Source organism: Sinomicrobium soli (assembly GCF_003285545.1).
In the GTDB taxonomy this organism is placed as follows: Bacteria; Bacteroidota; Bacteroidia; order Flavobacteriales; family Flavobacteriaceae; genus Sinomicrobium.
In genome coordinates this window covers 198,707-216,671 of the sequence record NZ_QLNV01000008.1, presented here as the reverse complement: position 1 = coordinate 216,671, position 17,965 = coordinate 198,707, and the positions used below count along the sequence as shown (strand labels likewise).

Here is a 17,965-nt window from a genome sequence, read left to right as displayed (position 1 = left end):
GATTAAACATTGTTTACAATGGTAAACACGGAGGATTTCACCAAAAGGCTGCAGCAGGTGCTGGAATATTACGGGGTAAGTGCTTCTGCCTTCGCCGATCGTATCGGGGTACAGCGCTCTTCCATTTCCCATATTCTTTCGGGAAGGAACAAGCCGAGCCTGGAGTTTGTATTGCGTATTTTACAGGCTTACCCTGAAGTGGAACTTTACTGGTTGCTGAACGGCAAGGGGACTTTTCCTGCCGGAAAGGAAAAACCGGAAACCGGGAAAACGGTTCTTCCGGCTACCTCTCCCGACCTGTTTTCCGGAACTTCTCCCGCACAGGATACGGGTAAGGAGACCGATGCTCCCGGCAAACATCCCGAACTGGAACGTATTGTCTTCTTCTATAAAGACGGGACTTTTAAGGAATACAGGAAAGAGTAAACTTTTTAGCCATCCTATCCTGTTCAAAGTTAAACCTACGCCCCCTCAGATGAAGAAGCTGGATATAGCCACGTTGGAAAAAGCTTATGAAAGTTGATAAAATATGAAAAAAATGAACATTTCCACATGGGTTGGCAAGAGTATTTTAATCCGTACCTTTGCAGGACGTTAAACCTAAACCTATTCTTCCGTCGTGAGCAAACTACAAAAAATCTTCTGTATTTTTATTCTGGCTGTGATCACTGTGTCCTGTTATGAAGCAGAGCGCAATTGCAAGGATTTTAAGACCGGAACCTTTGAGTTTACCTATATACTGAACGGGGAGGAAGTACACTCTACCTTTGTCAGGAACGATTCCATCAACATCGATTATATAGGAGAAGAAGTAGACACGGCATCGGTAACCTGGGTGAGCGACTGCGAATTTATAATGAGGAAACTGCACCCGCATTCGCTACAGGAGAAAAAAGCCGTACAGGTCAGGATCCTTTCCACCGGCAAAGACTCTTATACCTTTGAATATTCCGTAGTAGGAGATTCCAAAAACAAGCACCGGGGCACTGCAACGAGGATCGATTGATCAGGAAACCCCGGTTGTTGCCCGTTGCAGTATTTCCATAAAATCGTATTCCGATATAATGGGAATATCCAGTTTTTCGGCTTTTTCCCGCTTGCTGGGCCCCATATTGTCACCGGCGATCACATAGGCTGTCCTGGAAGAAATGGAAGAAGCGACCTTCCCCCCGTTATCCTCTATTTTTTTCTTGAGGTCGTTACGGGATATATGCTCAAAAACCCCTGACACCACAAAGGTCTGCCCCTTGAGCAGGTTGGTTTGTCCCAATAGTTTTTCAGGAGAAGTTTCCATTTGCACCCCATACGACCGGAGGCGTTCCACGATCCGGACATTATCCTCATTGCTGAAAAAGTCCACTACGCTTTCCGCGATCTTTACTCCTATTTCATCAATGGCTACGAGTTCTTCCAGGGTAGCCCTTCTGAGTGTGTCTATGGAAGGATAGGCCTTGGCCAGTTTCTTGGCCACCGTTTCCCCCACAAAACGTATCCCCAGGGCATAAAGGACCCTTTCATAAGGTATTTCCTTTGATTTTGCTATACCGTTTACCAGGTTTTCCGCACTTTTATCGGCCATACGTTCCAGGGGAATTACCTGTTCTTTGCGAAGCAGGTAGAGATCGGCATAATTTTCTATCAACCCTTCCTTGTACAGCAAGGCCACGGTTTCTCCTCCGAGCCCTTCGATATCCATGGCTTTCCTGGAGATATAATGCTGTATGCGCCCCGTGATCTGCGGCGGGCAACCGTAATAATTCGGACAGTAATGCTGGGCTTCCCCTTCTTTCCTGATGAGCTCCGTACTGCATTCCGGGCAATGGGTAATATACACCGTAGGTTCCGAACCGGGTTGCCGCCGGGTAAAGTCTACCTGTACGATCTTGGGGATGATCTCCCCTCCCTTTTCCACAAATACCGTATCGCCCACTCTCACATCCAGCTTTGCGATCTGGTCTGCATTGTGCAGGGAAGCCCTTTTTACCGTAGTTCCGGCCAGTAGTACCGGTTCCAGGTTGGCTACGGGAGTAATGGCCCCGGTGCGCCCAACCTGGTAAGAAATACTGCTGAGCCTGGTCGATACCTGTTCGGCCTTGAATTTATAGGCCAGCGCCCAGCGGGGCGCCTTGGCCGTATATCCCAGTTCATCCTGCTGTGCCAGGCTGTTTACTTTTACCACCACCCCGTCGGTTTCATAAGGCAGTTCATGGCGATGGATATCCCAGTAATCGATAAAATCCATGACCTCCCGGGTACTGTGACATAATTTGGTTACCGGAGGCACCTTAAAACCCCATTCCCGGGCTTTCTCCAACCCCTCGAACTGCGTGGAGAAATTGAGCTTCTCCCCGATTATGCTGTACAGGAGACAATCCAGGGGCCTTTTGGCCACTTCCGCATTATCCTGGAGCTTCAGGCTTCCCGAAGCAGTATTCCTCGGGTTCATATAAGGGTCTTCCCCCGCTTCCACACGCTCCTGGTTCATCCGGGAAAAACCCTCGAGAGGAATGATGATCTCTCCCCTGATGTGAAATTTCTCAGGATAATTTCCTTTGAGTTTCAGGGGAACGGAACGTATGGTCTTTACGTTATTGGTGACATCGTCTCCCTGGAATCCGTCGCCCCGTGTCACGGCCCTTACAAGCCTGCCGTTTTCATAAGTAAGGCTTATGGAAGCCCCGTCGTATTTCAGTTCACATACAAAGTCCACTTCGGTGCCCCCGAGTATGCGCTGTACACGCTTTTCCCAGTCTTCCAGTTCTTCCCTCGAATATGAGTTATCCAGGGAATACATGCGGTATTCGTGCACCAGCGTCTCGAAGTTCTTGGTGATCATCCCCCCGACCCTTACCGTAGGGGAAAAAGGATCGTGATATTCCGGATATCTTGCTTCCAGCTGCTGAAGCTCTTTCAGCTTCATGTCGAAATCGTAATCCGATATGGTGGGATTATCCAGGACGTAATAATTGTAATTATGCCCGGTAAGTTCTTCTCTCAATTCCTGTATTTTCTCCAGAATGGGATCCATAATATATGAGTGATATTGTCTTCCTGTAATCTTATTGGCCTGCCACAGATCGCAAACCGTACAATGAACTCGTCTTGAGTTATTATAATTTGCTGCAAAACCCTCTTTTGCACCCATATTTTGTCTTTTTCTCCCCCCATAGCTAAGGCTATGTGGCTCCAAAAAGCCTTCATCTGGGTGTAAAATAGTGGCTTTTCGCCTAAATGAAACAACCCAAGACGAGTTCAATGCCCAAATCTACGATTTCCTGAAAAAACATAAGGGCTTAGAGGCGGTCTAAATTTTATCCTTCGGTTTCTTTAGGCCTCTTATTCTAACAAAAAGCCTTCAGCATACGGTCGTTCCCGGAAGCATCTTTCTTCAAAATACTGTTTTTAAACCCGGTATCACCGATCATTTTTATCATTTCCTTACCCAGGTACTGGTTGATCTCAAAATACAGGCTTCCTCCTTTTGCCAGGTGCCCCGAAGCCAGCCGTGCAATTTTTTCATAAAAGACAAGGGGGGTGTCATCGGGAACAAAAAGAGCTTTATGAGGTTCGTGTTTCAGGACATTCTTTTTTATCTCCCTCGCCTCCATATTCCTGACATAAGGAGGGTTGGACACTATGATATCAATGTTTTCTTCAGGTAACTTATGTGCTTTCAGGATGTCTTCCCGGATAAAGCGAATATCCGCACCGTGCATTCCGGCATTTTCCCGTGCCGTTTCAAGCGCCGCTTCAGATAGGTCTACAGCCGTTACCCTGGCACCCGGCAGGTTCCTGGCCAGGGCTATGGCTATACAGCCGCTGCCCGTACCTATATCGAGTACCGACAGCCCGCTTTTATGGCCGTAATCACTGCATATCCAGTCTACCAGTTCTTCGGTTTCCGGCCTTGGAATAAGCACGTGTTCGTTCACCTTTAGTTCGAGACCATAAAACAGGGTACTCCCCAGTATCTGTTGTACAGGACGATGTTGTTTCAGCTCGTGGAGTGCGGCAAAAAGCCTGTCGTCCTCTTCCTTCCGGAGCACCAGTTCCGGTTGCAGCGCAAGCCCGATACGGTTGATGCCGAAATAGGCTTCCGTAAGCCTGAAAAACAATACATCTGTTTCTTCCGGGGCATATATTCCCTTCAGTTCTGCCTGAAATATGTTTTTGATCTCCTTTAGTATCACATCTTTAAGTTCTCGGTCCGCAATCATCTCCCTGCCCCCCGTTACCCTGCCCTGCCCCTTTCTTTTCCGTACGAGGTTGCGGATGTTTGATTTTGGAACTCTCCACACTCCTGCCAGTCTGCCGGATTATATTACTTTTGTGGAACAAACCGGGCCCGCGTTTGCGGGAACCATTTATTTTTCGGGAGGTGAATATACATGAAAAATACGTAAACCGCTGTATTCAGCTGGCCAAAAACGGACTGGGTACTACCAGCCCCAATCCTATGGTGGGCAGTGTAGTGGTGCACGATGGCGTCATAATAGGCGAAGGCTGGCACCGCAAAGCCGGTGAACCTCATGCTGAGGTACATGCCATTAATGCCGTAAAGGACAGGTCACTGCTGGAAAAAGCGACCATATACGTAAGCCTGGAACCCTGTAGCCACCACGGAAAAACCCCGCCCTGCAGCGACCTGATCATAAGATCGGGGATCAGGAATGTGGTTATCGGGATCATAGACCCGTTTGATGCCGTGGCGGGAAGGGGCATAAAAAAACTCATGGAAGCCGGGTGTAATGTGACTGTCGGGGTCCTGGAAGAGGAATGCAGGGAACTCAACAAGCGTTTTTTTACCTTTCACAACAAAAGACGGCCTTATATCATTCTCAAATGGGCAGAAAGCACCGATAGGTATATCAGCCCGGAAAAACGGGAACACCGGGCCCCGGTATGGATCAGCAATCGGTACTCCCGGCAGCTGGTACACCGTTGGCGGAGTGAAGAACAGGCCGTCCTGGTAGGTACGGAAACCGCATTGCAGGACAATCCTGCGCTGAATACCAGGGATTGGTACGGAAATTCGCCGGTAAGGATTGTATTGGACAGAAACCTGCGCCTTCCCGGGGAAATGGCCCTGTTCGACAACAGTGTGAAAACCATTGTGCTCACCGGACAGGAAAAAAGGCAGAAAAAAAATACCTTTTTCGAGACCATCGGTTTCGGTAAAGACCTTGCCGGGGAAATTTGCAGCGTATTGTACGGCCACAATATTCAGAGCCTTATCGTTGAAGGCGGACGGCAAACGCTTCAGGCTTTTATAGATGCAGATATATGGGACGAGGCCCGGGTATTTCAGGGTAATGTAATGCTTAACGGGGGCACCCCGGCGCCCCTTTTAAAAGGAACGGTCGCCGGGGAGTACGGCATTGCAGGCGACAGGCTGATCTATGTAAAACCGGAAAAACACTGATATTGACAGAAAAGGATACGTATAAGACCATTGTCAATGCTGCTCCGGAAGTGCTGTTCAAGGACAGGAACAGCAAGTTCATAGGGTATGCATTTCCCGTGATATCCGAAGAAGAGGTCAGGCAACACCTGGAAACCCTTAAAAAGAAGCACCATTCGGCCCGGCACTGGTGCTATGCCTGGCAGATGGGTACCGAAAATACGGCCTACAGGGCCAATGATGACGGGGAACCCAGCAATTCGGCCGGTATGCCGATCTACGGACAGATACAATCGTTTGATGTTACCGATGTCCTCATCGTGGTGGTACGCTATTTCGGCGGGGTGAAACTGGGGGTGGGCGGACTCATAAATGCCTATCGTACCGCGGCACAATTGGCCCTCGAAGCTTCGGAGATCGAGGAAAGGACCATTGATGTGGTCTATGAGCTGAACTTCGACTATAAGGATATGAACAAGGTGATGCGGGTCATAAAGGAAAAAAACCTGAATATCACGGGGCAGCAGATGGAAATGGACTGCCGCATTACCCTCGCCGTGCGGAAAAGGGACGCCGGAACGGTGGAAAACATATTCGAACAGCTTTACGGTGTAAGGGTAACCCGGGTTGATCGCTGATATTCCCGGCCAACTTCGTTAAATGAGGTTTAAAATGTCCTGATGTGTACAGAAATGTACCTGATGAATTCGTATATTTGTATAAAACCGATGTCCGATGAGGGAAATAACACTTAAAATACCGGATAAAAAATTCTCTTTCTTTATGGAATTGATCAGGCAATTGGGAATCCAGGTAGCCGAAGACATTGAAATCCCCGAAGAACACAAGGCCATTGTAAGGGAGCGTATTAAAAATTCTAAACCCGAGAACCTGATTCCCTGGGAAGAGGCCCGTGAACAGTTTACTTTTAAAAGTAAATTATAATCAATGGCTTACGCTGTTGTTATAGAACCTGTGGCTATTATTGACATACAGGAAGCCATTGATTATTATGACGAACAGCGGTATTCAATACGTCCAAGGCATCCGGGTATCTGGAAACGACAGAGTTAAAATTGCAGCTTTTAACCTCCCCGACCTGACAATAAATCCTTAACTTTGCAACTTTGAATAAAGGCACTACAAATACAGTGTAAAACAGGACTAATTCGACAACATATGATCCTTTTCTTCGGAAACCCCGAACAGAAAGTTTTTGCGGTTCAGGCCGGTAAAGAACTCAGCAGAGAAGATATTTCAAAATTAACATGGTTGTTTGGCGGTGCGCCAAAGCTCGAAGCGGCGTCTCTCGACGCCTTTTTTGTTGGGCCTCGGGCTGCCATGATCACTCCCTGGAGTACCAATGCGGTGGAAATCACCCAGAATATGGGGATATCCGGAATTATCCGTATCGAGGAATTCCACGGGGTCGCAAAAGACGATACCGGCTTCGACCCCATGCTCTTCCAGAAATTCGACGGATTGGACCAGGATATTTTTACGGTCAGCATAGCACCGGAACCCGTTCTGGAAATTGATGATATTGCGGCGTATAACCGACAGCAAGGTTTGTCGCTGAGCCCCGAAGAGGTGGAATACCTGGAACGACTATCGGAAAAGATCGGGCGAAAACTTACGGATTCCGAAGTATTCGGGTTCTCCCAGGTAAACTCCGAACACTGCCGCCATAAAATATTTAACGGCACTTTTATTATAGACGGGGAAGAAAAACCCGTATCGCTTTTTAAACTGATCAAAAAAACCTCGGAAGCGCACCCGAATGATATTGTTTCGGCATATAAGGATAATGTAGCCTTCCTGAAAGGCCCCAGGATACAACAGTTTGCTCCCGAAAGCGCTGACAAGCCCGATTTTTATGCGGTCAGGGATTTCGATTCGGTAATTTCCCTCAAGGCAGAAACCCATAACTTCCCTACTACCGTAGAACCTTTTAACGGTGCCGCTACGGGATCGGGTGGTGAGATCAGGGACCGTCTTGCAGGCGGACAGGGATCTTTGCCCCTCGCCGGTACCGCGGTGTATATGACCGCCTATTCCCGCCTGGAACAGGATCGCCCCTGGGAAAACGGGATGGAAGAACGCAAATGGCTGTACCAGACCCCTATGGATATCCTGATCAAGGCCTCCAACGGCGCCTCTGATTTCGGAAATAAGTTCGGACAACCCCTGATCGCCGGTTCGCTTTTCACTTTTGAACACGAAGAAGCATCGCGGAAACTGGGGTATGACAAGGTGATCATGCTGGCCGGGGGTATTGGCTATGGCAAAGCCGACCAGGCCAGGAAGAAAACCCCGGAAAAAGGCGACAAGATCGTTATCCTGGGCGGTGACAACTACCGTATCGGGATGGGGGGAGCAGCCGTTTCTTCGGCAGATACCGGGGAGTTCAGCAGCGGTATAGAGCTCAATGCCATTCAGCGTTCCAATCCGGAAATGCAGAAAAGGGCCGCCAACGCGGTAAGGGGTATGGTGGAAAGTGACCATAATGCCATCGTCTCCATACACGACCACGGTGCCGGAGGCCACCTGAACTGCCTTTCCGAACTGGTGGAGGAAACCGGCGGAAAAATAGACCTGGACAAGCTTCCGGTGGGAGACCCTACCCTTTCGGCCAAGGAGATCATAGGAAACGAATCGCAGGAACGTATGGGCCTGGTGATCGGTGAAAAAGACGCACAGACCCTGCAACGCATAGCGGAAAGGGAGCGCGCTCCCATGTACCAGGTAGGCGATGTTACCGGGGATCACCGTTTTACTTTTGAGTCTTCCTCCGGCGGGGAGAAGCCGATGGACCTCGAACTGGACGATATGTTCGGCAGTTCGCCCAAAACCATAATGAACGACCGTACCGTAAAGACGGATTACAGGGAGGTTGAATACAATAAATCACAGATCGAAGAATACCTGGTACAATTACTGCAGCTTGAAGCCGTGGCCTGTAAAGACTGGCTTACCAACAAGGTAGACCGCTGTGTGAGCGGGCGTGTGGCCAAACAGCAATGTGCGGGCCCCTTACAACTGCCGCTGAACAACTGCGGGGTGATGGCCCTCGACTACCAGGGCAAGGAAGGGATCGCTACTTCTATCGGGCACTCCCCTGTTTCGGCCCTTATCGATCCCGTGGCCGGTAGCCGTAACAGTATCGCGGAGGCACTGACCAATATAGTATGGGCACCGATGAAAGAAGGGCTGAAAAGTATTTCGCTTTCGGCCAACTGGATGTGGCCCTGCAAGAATGAAGGTGAAGATGCCCGCCTGTATGAGGCTGTTGAAGGCTGTTCCGAATTTGCCGTGGCCCTGGGTATCAATATCCCTACCGGAAAGGATTCCCTTTCCATGAAACAGAAATACCCCGACGATGAAGTCATTGCTCCCGGGACGGTTATCATATCTGCTGCGGGAAACTGTTCTGATATCACCGCCGTGGTAGAACCGGTTTTACAGCGCAACGGAGGAAGCATATACTATATAAACCTTTCTCAAGACCGTTTTAAACTGGGAGGATCGTCTTTTGCCCAGATCTGTAACCGTATCGGTACCGAAGCACCGACGGTGAAGGATCCGGAATATTTTAAAAATGCCTTTAACGCCATACAGCAACTGGTGCAGGAAGGAAAAGTAAAGGCCGGGCATGATATAGGCAGTGGCGGACTGATCACTACCCTGCTCGAAATGTGTTTTGCAGATCACGATCTCGGGGCCCGGATAGACCTTACAGGCATCGGGGAAACGGATACCGTAAAAGCCCTGTTCAATGAAAACGCCGGTATTGTTTTCCAGGCCGGGGATGAAGCAGCACAACTGCTTGAACAACACGGTATAAAAGTTATCCGTGTCGGGGAAGTTGTGGAAGGCGACAGGCTGCAGCTGAAAAACGGCAGTGACCGTTTTTCTTTTGGAATAAGTGCCCTGAGGGATACCTGGTATAAAACCTCTTACCTGCTCGACAAAAAACAGAGCGGCGGGACCAAGGCAGACGAACGCTTTGAGAACTATAAAAAACAGCCGGTAAGGTATCAGTTCCCGGAAGGCTTTGACGGAAAACGTCCTGTACCGGCCGGAAAAAGACCGAAAGCAGCCATACTCCGCGAGAAGGGAAGCAATTCGGAAAGGGAGATGGCCAATGCCATGTACATGGCCGGTTTTGATGTGAAAGACATACATATGACCGACCTGATATCAGGTCGGGAAACACTGGAAGACATACAGTTTATCGGGGCTGTGGGCGGATTTTCCAATTCCGATGTGCTGGGCTCAGCCAAAGGATGGGCCGGGGCGTTCCTCTATAACGAAAAAGCGAGGACAGCCCTGGAAAATTTCTTTGAAAGGGAGGATACCCTTTCGCTCGGGGTATGTAACGGCTGCCAGCTGTTCGTAGAGCTCGGGCTGATCAATCCGGACCACGGACAGAAACCGAAAATGCTGCACAACGACTCCCATAAATTCGAGTGCACCTTCTCCGCCGTAGAAATCCAACCCAACAACTCGGTGATGCTCGGCTCCCTTGCGGGGAGCAAACTCGGGATCTGGTCGGCACACGGAGAAGGGAAATTCAGTTTTCCCTATGAGGAATCAAAATACAATATCGTAGCAAAATACGCCTATGAAGGCTACCCGGCAAACCCCAACGGTTCTGATTTTAATACGGCCATGATGGTTTCTGACAACGGAAGGCACCTGGTGACCATGCCGCATTTCGAACGCTCCATATTCCCCTGGAACTGGGCGTATTACCCCGGAGATCGCAAAGATGAAGTTTCTCCGTGGATAGCGGCGTTTGTCAATGCGAGAAAATGGATTGAAAGCCGGAAGAAGTAAAGCGTCAGTGTATAATATTATTCAAATCCTGTCACCAGAAAAAATACTACCCACAACACCTTATATAACAAATAGCGCGGTTTAATTATAAACCGCGCTCCCTACTAAAACGGGTAACCGATAGCAAAATTGAGCACCGGGTTTTTGTAATCGAAGTCCCAGCGTTCGTCTTCGGGCAACCAGGGTTTTCTCAGGGGAGCTGCCAGGTCGAGACGGATCACAAACCCCTGTACATCGACACGCATCCCCACTCCTGCTCCCATTCCGAGTTCCTTCATAAAGTTACTGCTGAATTTTCCTCCCGGAAGTGCTTCGTTTTCAGAAGTGTTCCAGACGTTCCCTGCATCGGCAAACACGGCGCCCTTCAGATAGGAGAACAGCGGAAAGCGGTATTCCATGTTAAACTCCAGCCGAAGGCTCCCGGTCTGGTCGAAATAGGTCGTCCCCGAATTATTTTCGGGATTAAAGGTTCCCGGTCCCAGCGAGCGAATGCGAAAGGCCCTTACGCTGTAAGGCCCGCCGGAAAAATAAAGTTTGCTGTACGGCATGATGCCGGAATTCCCGTAAGGGACCCCGAGCCCGGCAAAAATACGGGTAGCCAGTTTTTTTTCTCTTCCCATACATATGTGATAACGGACATCCACATCGGCCTTGGCGTACTGTGAGTATTCCAGCCCCAGGAAAGAACGCGGCCTGTCGCTGTCTCTCTGGCTGAAGAGGTCGATCAGGTTGCCTGCAATGTCTACGGTAGAATTGAGGAAAAGCTGGTGTTTTTTGTACTGGTCTACCATCCCGTTATACGTAAACGAATACGTGAGCCCCGGAATAAACTTCTGGTCAAAGCTATTGCGCAGAAAAGGATTGTCGTCCAGTATCTGTTCAAATTCCGGTGTGGTTTCCGCCAGGTTCACATAGTTGAGGGATACCGGGTTGAACTCATGGGTAATATAGCGGTTGGAGTCCCATATATACCCGAAGGTCGTACTGATTGTCGCCAGGCTGTACAGCTTGCTCCTTCTCAGGTAATCGGCCCCCATGCTGATCTTTGTTTTGGGAATGGCATATTTGAACCAGTTCTCGCGAATGCGTATGGGCGACAATACCCTCGGGAAAATCAGATCACCCTTCAACCCGAGCTGCAGGCTGTTCATTCCCGTATTATCGCCGCTGGCTACCTGTAGTTCATATCCCCCGCTGGCGGTAATACTCAGTATTTCACCTCCCTTGAAAAGGTTCCTGTTGGTAAGCGTAAGCGCCAGGTTGGGCCCCATGAAATTATTCGATTTTACTACACCCTGCAATTCTGCCCGTAACGCCCTCTTGTTCAACGGCGACAGAAATATGTTGGCTGCCAGCGACCGGGTGCTGTCCGTGGCCAGGGAGTCGATCTCGTCATAGCGTATATTGACAAACTTGTAGGCTCCTATGGAAGTAAGCCTCCGGCTGGTATTCCGGGAAACGTCGGGGTTGTAGTACGCGCCCCTGGCGATCTGTATAAAAGGGTCGAGCCGGTAAGGCTTGAAAAAGGTTTCGCTTTGTATAAAGTCCTTGTTGTTGAGCTTTACGGTGTCTATCGATACCGTATCGCTTTCCAGTATGTAATTGGGATATACTGTCACTTTTTCAATACGATAGGGAACTTTCGATTTTTCAGGTACATCCTTCTTGAGCCTGAGGAACAGGTCGAATTTCTTCTCCTTATACTGGTTGGTGTCTGCCTCGAAAACCAGGAAATCCGGGTTAAAATTGTAATATCCCCTGGCCTTCACGGCATTGTCGAGCCGCTCTCTTTCCGATTTCAGGGCCTGCAGGTCGAAACGCATTCCGGGACGTATGATCCATTTCCTGATATTTTTTTCAATCTCTTTGATCACAGGGGCCGAATCAGGGTCCACGATATAGCGTTCCAGCGTGTAGGGCTCCGGAAGGCTTACGGTATAATGGGCTTCTGCCCGTTTTTTCTTTTCGTTTTCCTCCATCTGCGACTGCACATCACTATAGAAAAATCCCCGGTTTTCCAGGCGGTTGCGTATAATGGCCTCCGTACGCGACAGATCGGCATCTGAAGCGTAAACAGGCGCTTCCCCTATTTTTTTGTTCAGGAACCTGTTGATAAACCCGGGCTTCTCTTTCCGGGATTTATAATGCGCTCTCAGCCCCCAGTATACCCCGAGTGCTTTACTGTTGGGAACAGGGCGAAGCACCTCTTCCAGTTCAGATTCCAGGGCGGCGTAATCCTTCACCTTATCCTTTAAGCTGTCCGGTACATGAAGTTCAAGATCAGAACCCTTAAACAACATTTCTTCCTCGGGAATATATTTGTTCACTCCGCAGGAGGCCATTAATACGGCCCATAAGGCCCAGACATACCCGTGACAGGCAGATCGTATTTTTTCAAAGCTGTTTTTCATCCTTCTTCTCCTCTTCCTTTTCGTCCTTTTTATCGTTCTCTTTTTTACGGGCCGCTTCCTTCTCTTCTTCTATTTTTTCCTGCAGTGTTTTCCTGAAAAGCTCCTCATACCTGTTAAACTCTCTCGTAAATATAAGGGCTATTCCGTTTACGATAAGCTGTCCGTCGATCACATTTTCATATTCGTTCTTCCGGAACCCTTTCAGGCGGTACCGGCCGTCTTCGGTAAGCAGGTATTCTATGCTGACATTGCCGATAAGCGGGTTTTCCTGGCCGGGGGCCTGATTGCTGCCCTGAATGTCCACTTCACTTCCCACGCTGATGACCACGCGGTCGTCAAAGAGTTTTTTACGGGCGGTAATATCGAGTTGTGTGCGTTCCTGCGGACTGCTTCCCTGGTAGTCGGTATAACTGTCGAGCCCGAAATCCAGTTCTACCCCCGACTCTCCCATCAGTTTATCCGAAAGGGCATTCAGCTGTCCCGACAGGGCCTGGTTCAGGTTATCCCTGGCTATGGAGGCTGCCCCTCCTCCACTGCCATCGCTGCCGCTGGCCGGGAAAAAGCGGTTGAATACCAGCAGTGAGAATACCTGTTTGTTGAGCTCATCTTCCTGCTCGTTGAGTTGCTGTACCCTGCCGTATACCTGGCCTCCTATGGCCCCCTGCTGGTCCTCGGGCATATCCAGGTTAAAGCTGAGGTCCGGCTGCATCAGCTCCCCTTCTATATTGAGATACACCAGGAAAGGCAACTGCTGCCTGAACCTCATATTCGCAGAGGCATCCCCCGATTGCTGAAGGGCCATCAGCGGGGAAGCAGCTGCCTTTACCTGGTAAATGGCCCTGAGATCGAGATCGGCATCCAGCGGATCTCCCGCCCAGGTAATGCTGCTGCCCTGGTTAAACTCGAACCTCCGGCGTACCAGGTTGTAGAGGTTCAGCTCGTAATGCCCCTTGCTGAGCGTATATTTTCCCGACAGGGTCGTTCGCCCGTTGGGGTACAGGTTGAATATAAGATCGGATTCTCCCGACACCTCGAGGTTGTCATTGGTCTTTTCGTTGATAACAACCCTGAAAACAGCCTTTTTATCCAGCGATATCCGGGCCTTGACTTCCATCCCGGAGAGGGTAACCGATTCTTCCCTGGTCCTGGTGAGGATATCGTCGGGATCTTCCCGGTTCACAAAGAGCACCACTCCGTCCCGCTCCACGACATCCAGTTCAGACTCGGGGATGATATACGTCACATCCGTATCAGGACCTACATGCAGTTGCATGTCTATTTTCGGCATTTTCAGGTTGCCGGTAATACGGGCATCCGTATCAAAAAATGCCTTGCCGTAAAACAGGTCGTTATTCTCCCTTTCCGAATCCAGTGCCCTGAAATTTTCGGCTTTGAGCGTAAGATCAAAACCGGGATTGCCGAAATCTTCCGTAACCACCCTGCCGTCTATCACAAAGGTATTATCATTCTCATCCCTTATGGTAAAGTGGTCAACGGTCATCCCTTCATTGTCCAGTGACAGTTTTTCGGAAGGCAGGCGAAACAGTGTATTGAGCATGTTGACCCGGAAGCTTACATCGTTAAAATTGAAATTTCCGTTGTACTGCGGGGCGTCCACAGTACCCCCAACTTCCACTTTTCCCGAAACAGAACCGCCGGGTTCACTGATCTCTCCTCCCGACAATTTTTCTGCCAGGCTTGTTTTCAGGCTGTTCAGGTTCATTTCCAGGTTTACCGCTCCTCCCGTATCCGCCGTATAATCCCCTTTCATATCCAGGTCGAGGTCTCCTCCCTTAACCGACAGGTCCATCTTATAGTGCTCTCCCTGTGGGGAAATGCCCCGGAGTTTCAGCGTTCCCAGCGGTGCCGTCATGACTTCCAGGCTATCTATGTTAAGCCCTGCCAGGAATCCCGGGGTACCGAAAGGGTCTGCCATGACGATATTTCCATCTATGATCCCGTCGGCCAGGGGCTCATCCGGGTTCAGATAGGTTAAAAGCGACGACAGGGTGAAATTGTCGAACCTGAGGGCGAGGCGGTCTTTCGGGAATTTATCATCCGCTTCGGTGCTCACCAGTTCCAGTTGCTGCCCGCTCTGCCGCAGTACAAAATCACTGAACCGGACCTGCCCGGGATATATCATGACCTGGTTATCTGCAGGAATGCTCCATTGTTTCTTGTCAAATACCAGTTCTGCCGGGTCCAGCCGGGCATAGACCGTATCCCCCTTCCTGCTGATCTCCGTCCGGATACCCATAAGCTTTTCCTCCTGGTGAAAAGCGTTGAAGTCGAGGAGCATCCTGTTGTCCTTCACACTGGCATCGAGCGTGGTATGATGAATTGATATCGGCCCGGTACTGAGTTCCCTGAACCCGAAATGCCCCGCCAGTACCCCGTTCGCGGAATTCAGCCTGAGCAGGAGACTGTCTATTTCACTTCCCGAATAATTGATATGCGGAGCAGTAATATCAGCTTGCAGAACCTGGTTTTCCTGTTGAAAATCTGCCGTGATCTTTACGGTATCCAGTTCCTTTAATCCCGGTAAAAAAATATCACTCAGTATCGGGGCGCTGTTCAGCCGCCCTTTCAGCTCCAGGCGGGCAGGTGGCGGCAGGGTTCCGGGAACAGTGTCTTTGCGCCCTGTTACCGAATCCTGTTGTTCCGTAATCAGTTCGCGGAAATGCGATTGCAGGGCCCCGGTAAAACTTCCGGGATCTACATTGGAATGCAGGTCGAGGTCCAGCATTTTGTTTCTCACCACCACGGAAGTGGTATCCTTATCGGCGAATGCCTTGATGGAAAGGTCGCCAAGAGGGTATGAATTCTGGTCGTAGACGGCTACTCCCCCGGTAATATCCGAGTTTAGCCGGAAACGTTCTGCATTTCCCTTAAAATCAGCATGTACCTTTACCGCCCCTTTTACCGGCATGCTCATAACGCCCAGGGCATGAAGGTCGGCCCCGTTGAGATCGATATCCGCAATTACCTGCGGAGACACCGAATCGAGGGTTACCCCGGCCCGGAGATCAAAATCTACAATACTGTCTTTATAAGCCGATTTTATCTCCCCTTCCCCCCGAATGATATCAGCGGTAAGCGGTAGTTCATGTACGGAAATCTCCCCCGCACTGAACCGGGCGACATTGAGATCAAGTGCTGCATCCATATCGTAGATCTCCCTGAGCTTTCCGGCGGACTTCAACTCCATAGACAAGGCTCCCAGCTGCGGGTTCTGAAGCAGTTTTCCCAATGCTAATCCGGTTACATTCAGTGTCCCCTCAAAAGGCTTCTCCCCCAGTTGCGACAATGCCCCTTCAAAAGTAATATCCCCGTCGGTAGATCTCAGGTCCAGGGCCGTGGAAACCTGTTGCAGGTTTCCGTGGAGCTTTCCTTCGAGTTCCAGGCTGTCGGGAAGGGAGATCCCTGTTTCCTCTTCATTCACAAAAACCAGGAGGTCTTTTTTTAATGTGGAAAAACGGATGTCATCAAGTTCAAATCCAAGGCTATCCGGTTCCGCAAGACGGCTCAGTTTCCCCTGTACATCAATACGGGTGTCCTTTCCCCAGTTTACCTTACCCTCGGTAAGGGACAGTCTGGCCAGGGTTCCTTTCCCCCTGATCACTGCCCCCACGTCTTTTTCAGCGAGGGCTGTTATATAAGGGTTCTCCTTTAACCCGGGCTGAAAGTAGAAGACATCCCCGGGAGATAATTGCAGGTTGTCGATATCAAAACCGGCCGTTGCCCTTTCCGGGTTCTGAAAAAAGGATTCGAGATCTTTATACGATACCTCGGCCCGGGCATCGAGGCGGTTGTCATTGAGATGGAGGCGCAACCCGTCCAGGGTCATTCTTTTCTCATCGATACCGGCCCTGGCGGTCAGTTCCTTTAACTGCAGCCCGGAAGCTTCGTCAAAACGGAATGTCTCTATGGCCAGGCCAGCCCTCTGGTCGCCCAGGTAAATATCGTTGATCAGTAGCGTGAGGTGGTCAAGGGTAAGGGCATTGGCGTTAAACACCCCGGGCTGTGGCCCGGCCCCGTCAATGGTGTAAACCAGATGGTTGTCTTCCAGTGTTACCGCTCCGGCTGTGACTCTCCATTCCGGCCATGAAAACCCTTCTTTACCGGTTTCGGTAATATCCTGGTTTAAACTATCTTTTGGGTCTTTGTTTAAAGAAGTACTTTCATATAGTATATCAGAGCCTGACAACTCCAGGGCATCCAGGGTTATTGTATTGTTTTCCAGATCGGCCTCCGGGAGTTTCAGCCTGAAATCCGCGATGGCCGCCATAGCTTTCATACCGTCGGGGACGGACTCATAGCGGGCATTCAGGGATGTGATTTCAAGATTATCCACCACAATCCGCGGCAATGGCGTTTCCTCCGTTTCCGGTTCGTCTTCACTCACCAGAGGCAGGGTTTGCAGGTAGCGGGCATCCGTATCCCTGATGGCTGCATCGGCAATATGAAAATCCATCCGCTGCAGGTCCGATTTCTTCATTCTCAGGTAGAGTTCCCCGAGAACAAGCCGGGTATCCATGCCGCTGACGTCATCTTTATACGACAAGTCAAAATCCTTAAACCTCAGGTTCCGGAGGTTGATCCCAATTCCCGCTCCGCCACTGTCGTCGGGGACTTCCACGGCTGTAGTATCCTCCGGGGCAAAAGCATCGATGAGAAACTGGAAATTGAACCCTTCAACAGTGTCTTTACGATATATCCTGGCGCGAAGCCCCTCCCACTCTACGCGGTTAATGGCTATGTCCCCGCCGGTAACCAGCGGCCATACCGGGACTTCCGCCTCCAGGGCCTTCGAATACAGCAGCGTATCGCCCTCCCGGTCTTCCAGGTAAAGGCCTTGCAGGGAAACTCCCCCGGAAAATGTAATATACAGGCGATCTACGGCAACCCGGGTATTCGTTTTCCCGGACAGGTAAGACACGATACGTCCCGTAATAATGTCCTGTCCCCAGGGACTCCTTATAAAAAGCAGGAGCAACACCAGCAATACCAGGAAACCGAGCAATACCCGGAGGGTTATTTTTACGAACCCGGATCTTTTTTTCTTCTTTTTTTCCAAACCACTTATAAACTGAACCTCAAATTTATTGTAAACAAATGGTTTGATAAAGTCTTACGGCCAATTATTTCTACTGTAGGTATAGGGATTTTACTACCATCCCGGCGATCTGCGTTTTACCTGGCCTCTCAAGGCTTGTTGAAGAATAGCGTCGTAATTTCATAAAACAGGGAAATATTAAATTTTTCTTATAAATAACATTATTATGGCCAGATAAAATTTTTAGTGATACTTTCG

At 49.8% G+C, this 17,965-nt stretch carries 11 protein-coding genes; 7 read left to right on the top strand and 4 right to left on the bottom strand.

Going from position 1 to position 17,965, the window contains the following annotated elements; genetic code table 11:
- The first annotated feature begins 18 nt into the window (after nucleotides 1–18).
- Nucleotides 19–426, top strand: a complete 408-nt coding sequence (locus DN748_RS12455) for a helix-turn-helix domain-containing protein (RefSeq protein WP_112372151.1) — start codon at nucleotides 19–21, stop codon at nucleotides 424–426.
- 193 nt (nucleotides 427–619) lie between these two features.
- On the top strand, nucleotides 620–1,006 hold the full coding sequence (locus tag DN748_RS12450) for a hypothetical protein (RefSeq protein WP_112372150.1): 387 nt from the start codon (nucleotides 620–622) through the stop codon (nucleotides 1,004–1,006).
- On the opposite strand, the gene ligA is transcribed toward DN748_RS12450, so the two are convergent.
- Nucleotides 1,007–3,028 carry an NAD-dependent DNA ligase LigA gene (ligA, locus tag DN748_RS12445; RefSeq protein ID WP_112372149.1) on the bottom strand — a complete coding sequence of 674 codons (2,022 nt, stop codon included), beginning with the start codon at nucleotides 3,026–3,028 and terminating at the stop codon, nucleotides 1,007–1,009.
- A 313-nt stretch (nucleotides 3,029–3,341) separates the two neighbouring features.
- The gene (prmC, locus tag DN748_RS12435) at nucleotides 3,342–4,217 is read right to left on the bottom strand and encodes a peptide chain release factor N(5)-glutamine methyltransferase (RefSeq protein WP_236636851.1); all 876 of its coding nucleotides are present in this window, start codon (nucleotides 4,215–4,217) and stop codon (nucleotides 3,342–3,344) included.
- A 161-nt stretch (nucleotides 4,218–4,378) separates the two neighbouring features.
- On the opposite strand from prmC, the gene ribD reads away from it, so the two are divergent.
- The 5 genes from ribD to purL all read left to right on the top strand — a co-directional run bounded on the left by ribD (nucleotide 4,379) and on the right by purL (nucleotide 10,240).
- Nucleotides 4,379–5,422, top strand: a complete 1,044-nt coding sequence (gene ribD, locus DN748_RS12430) for a bifunctional diaminohydroxyphosphoribosylaminopyrimidine deaminase/5-amino-6-(5-phosphoribosylamino)uracil reductase RibD (RefSeq protein WP_112372205.1) — start codon at nucleotides 4,379–4,381, stop codon at nucleotides 5,420–5,422.
- Between the two features lie 2 nt (nucleotides 5,423–5,424).
- Complete coding sequence (locus DN748_RS12425; RefSeq protein WP_112372147.1) at nucleotides 5,425–6,039, top strand: IMPACT family protein; 615 nt, start codon at nucleotides 5,425–5,427, stop codon at nucleotides 6,037–6,039.
- A gap of 97 nt (nucleotides 6,040–6,136) precedes the next feature.
- A complete protein-coding gene (locus tag DN748_RS12420) occupies nucleotides 6,137–6,346 on the top strand; it encodes a hypothetical protein (protein WP_112372146.1) in 210 nt (69 codons plus the stop codon).
- Nucleotides 6,347–6,349: 3 nt separating this feature from the next.
- Nucleotides 6,350–6,475: a hypothetical protein gene (locus DN748_RS19375; protein ID WP_262511156.1), complete on the top strand. Its 126-nt coding sequence runs from the start codon at nucleotides 6,350–6,352 to the stop codon at nucleotides 6,473–6,475.
- 105 nt (nucleotides 6,476–6,580) lie between these two features.
- Nucleotides 6,581–10,240 carry a phosphoribosylformylglycinamidine synthase gene (gene purL / locus DN748_RS12415; RefSeq protein ID WP_112372145.1) on the top strand — a complete coding sequence of 1,220 codons (3,660 nt, stop codon included), beginning with the start codon at nucleotides 6,581–6,583 and terminating at the stop codon, nucleotides 10,238–10,240.
- Nucleotides 10,241–10,344: 104 nt separating this feature from the next.
- Here purL and tamL read toward each other — a convergent pair whose 3' ends face one another.
- Both tamL and DN748_RS12405 read right to left on the bottom strand, forming a co-directional pair.
- Nucleotides 10,345–12,651 (bottom strand): translocation and assembly module lipoprotein TamL, encoded by a 2,307-nt coding sequence (gene tamL, locus DN748_RS12410; RefSeq protein WP_112372144.1) that lies wholly within the window; start codon nucleotides 12,649–12,651, stop codon nucleotides 10,345–10,347.
- A complete protein-coding gene (locus DN748_RS12405; protein ID WP_112372143.1) occupies nucleotides 12,635–17,728 on the bottom strand; it encodes a translocation/assembly module TamB domain-containing protein in 5,094 nt (1,697 codons plus the stop codon). Before DN748_RS12405 ends, tamL begins: the two co-directional genes overlap by 17 nt.
- Nucleotides 17,729–17,965 lie beyond the last annotated feature (237 nt).

What these genes read in the sequence shown, in the direction of transcription:
- DN748_RS12455 (WP_112372151.1), top strand. Translation starts at nt 19, where the DNA reads ATGGTAAACACGGAGGATTTCACCAAAAGGCTGCAGCAGGTGCTGGAA.
- ligA (WP_112372149.1), bottom strand. Translation starts at nt 3,028, where the DNA reads ATGGATCCCATTCTGGAGAAAATACAGGAATTGAGAGAAGAACTTACC.
- prmC (WP_236636851.1), bottom strand. Translation starts at nt 4,217, where the DNA reads ATGATTGCGGACCGAGAACTTAAAGATGTGATACTAAAGGAGATCAAA.
- DN748_RS12420 (WP_112372146.1), top strand. Translation starts at nt 6,137, where the DNA reads ATGAGGGAAATAACACTTAAAATACCGGATAAAAAATTCTCTTTCTTT.
- DN748_RS19375 (WP_262511156.1), top strand. Translation starts at nt 6,350, where the DNA reads ATGGCTTACGCTGTTGTTATAGAACCTGTGGCTATTATTGACATACAG.
- purL (WP_112372145.1), top strand. Translation starts at nt 6,581, where the DNA reads ATGATCCTTTTCTTCGGAAACCCCGAACAGAAAGTTTTTGCGGTTCAG.
- tamL (WP_112372144.1), bottom strand. Translation starts at nt 12,651, where the DNA reads ATGAAAAACAGCTTTGAAAAAATACGATCTGCCTGTCACGGGTATGTC.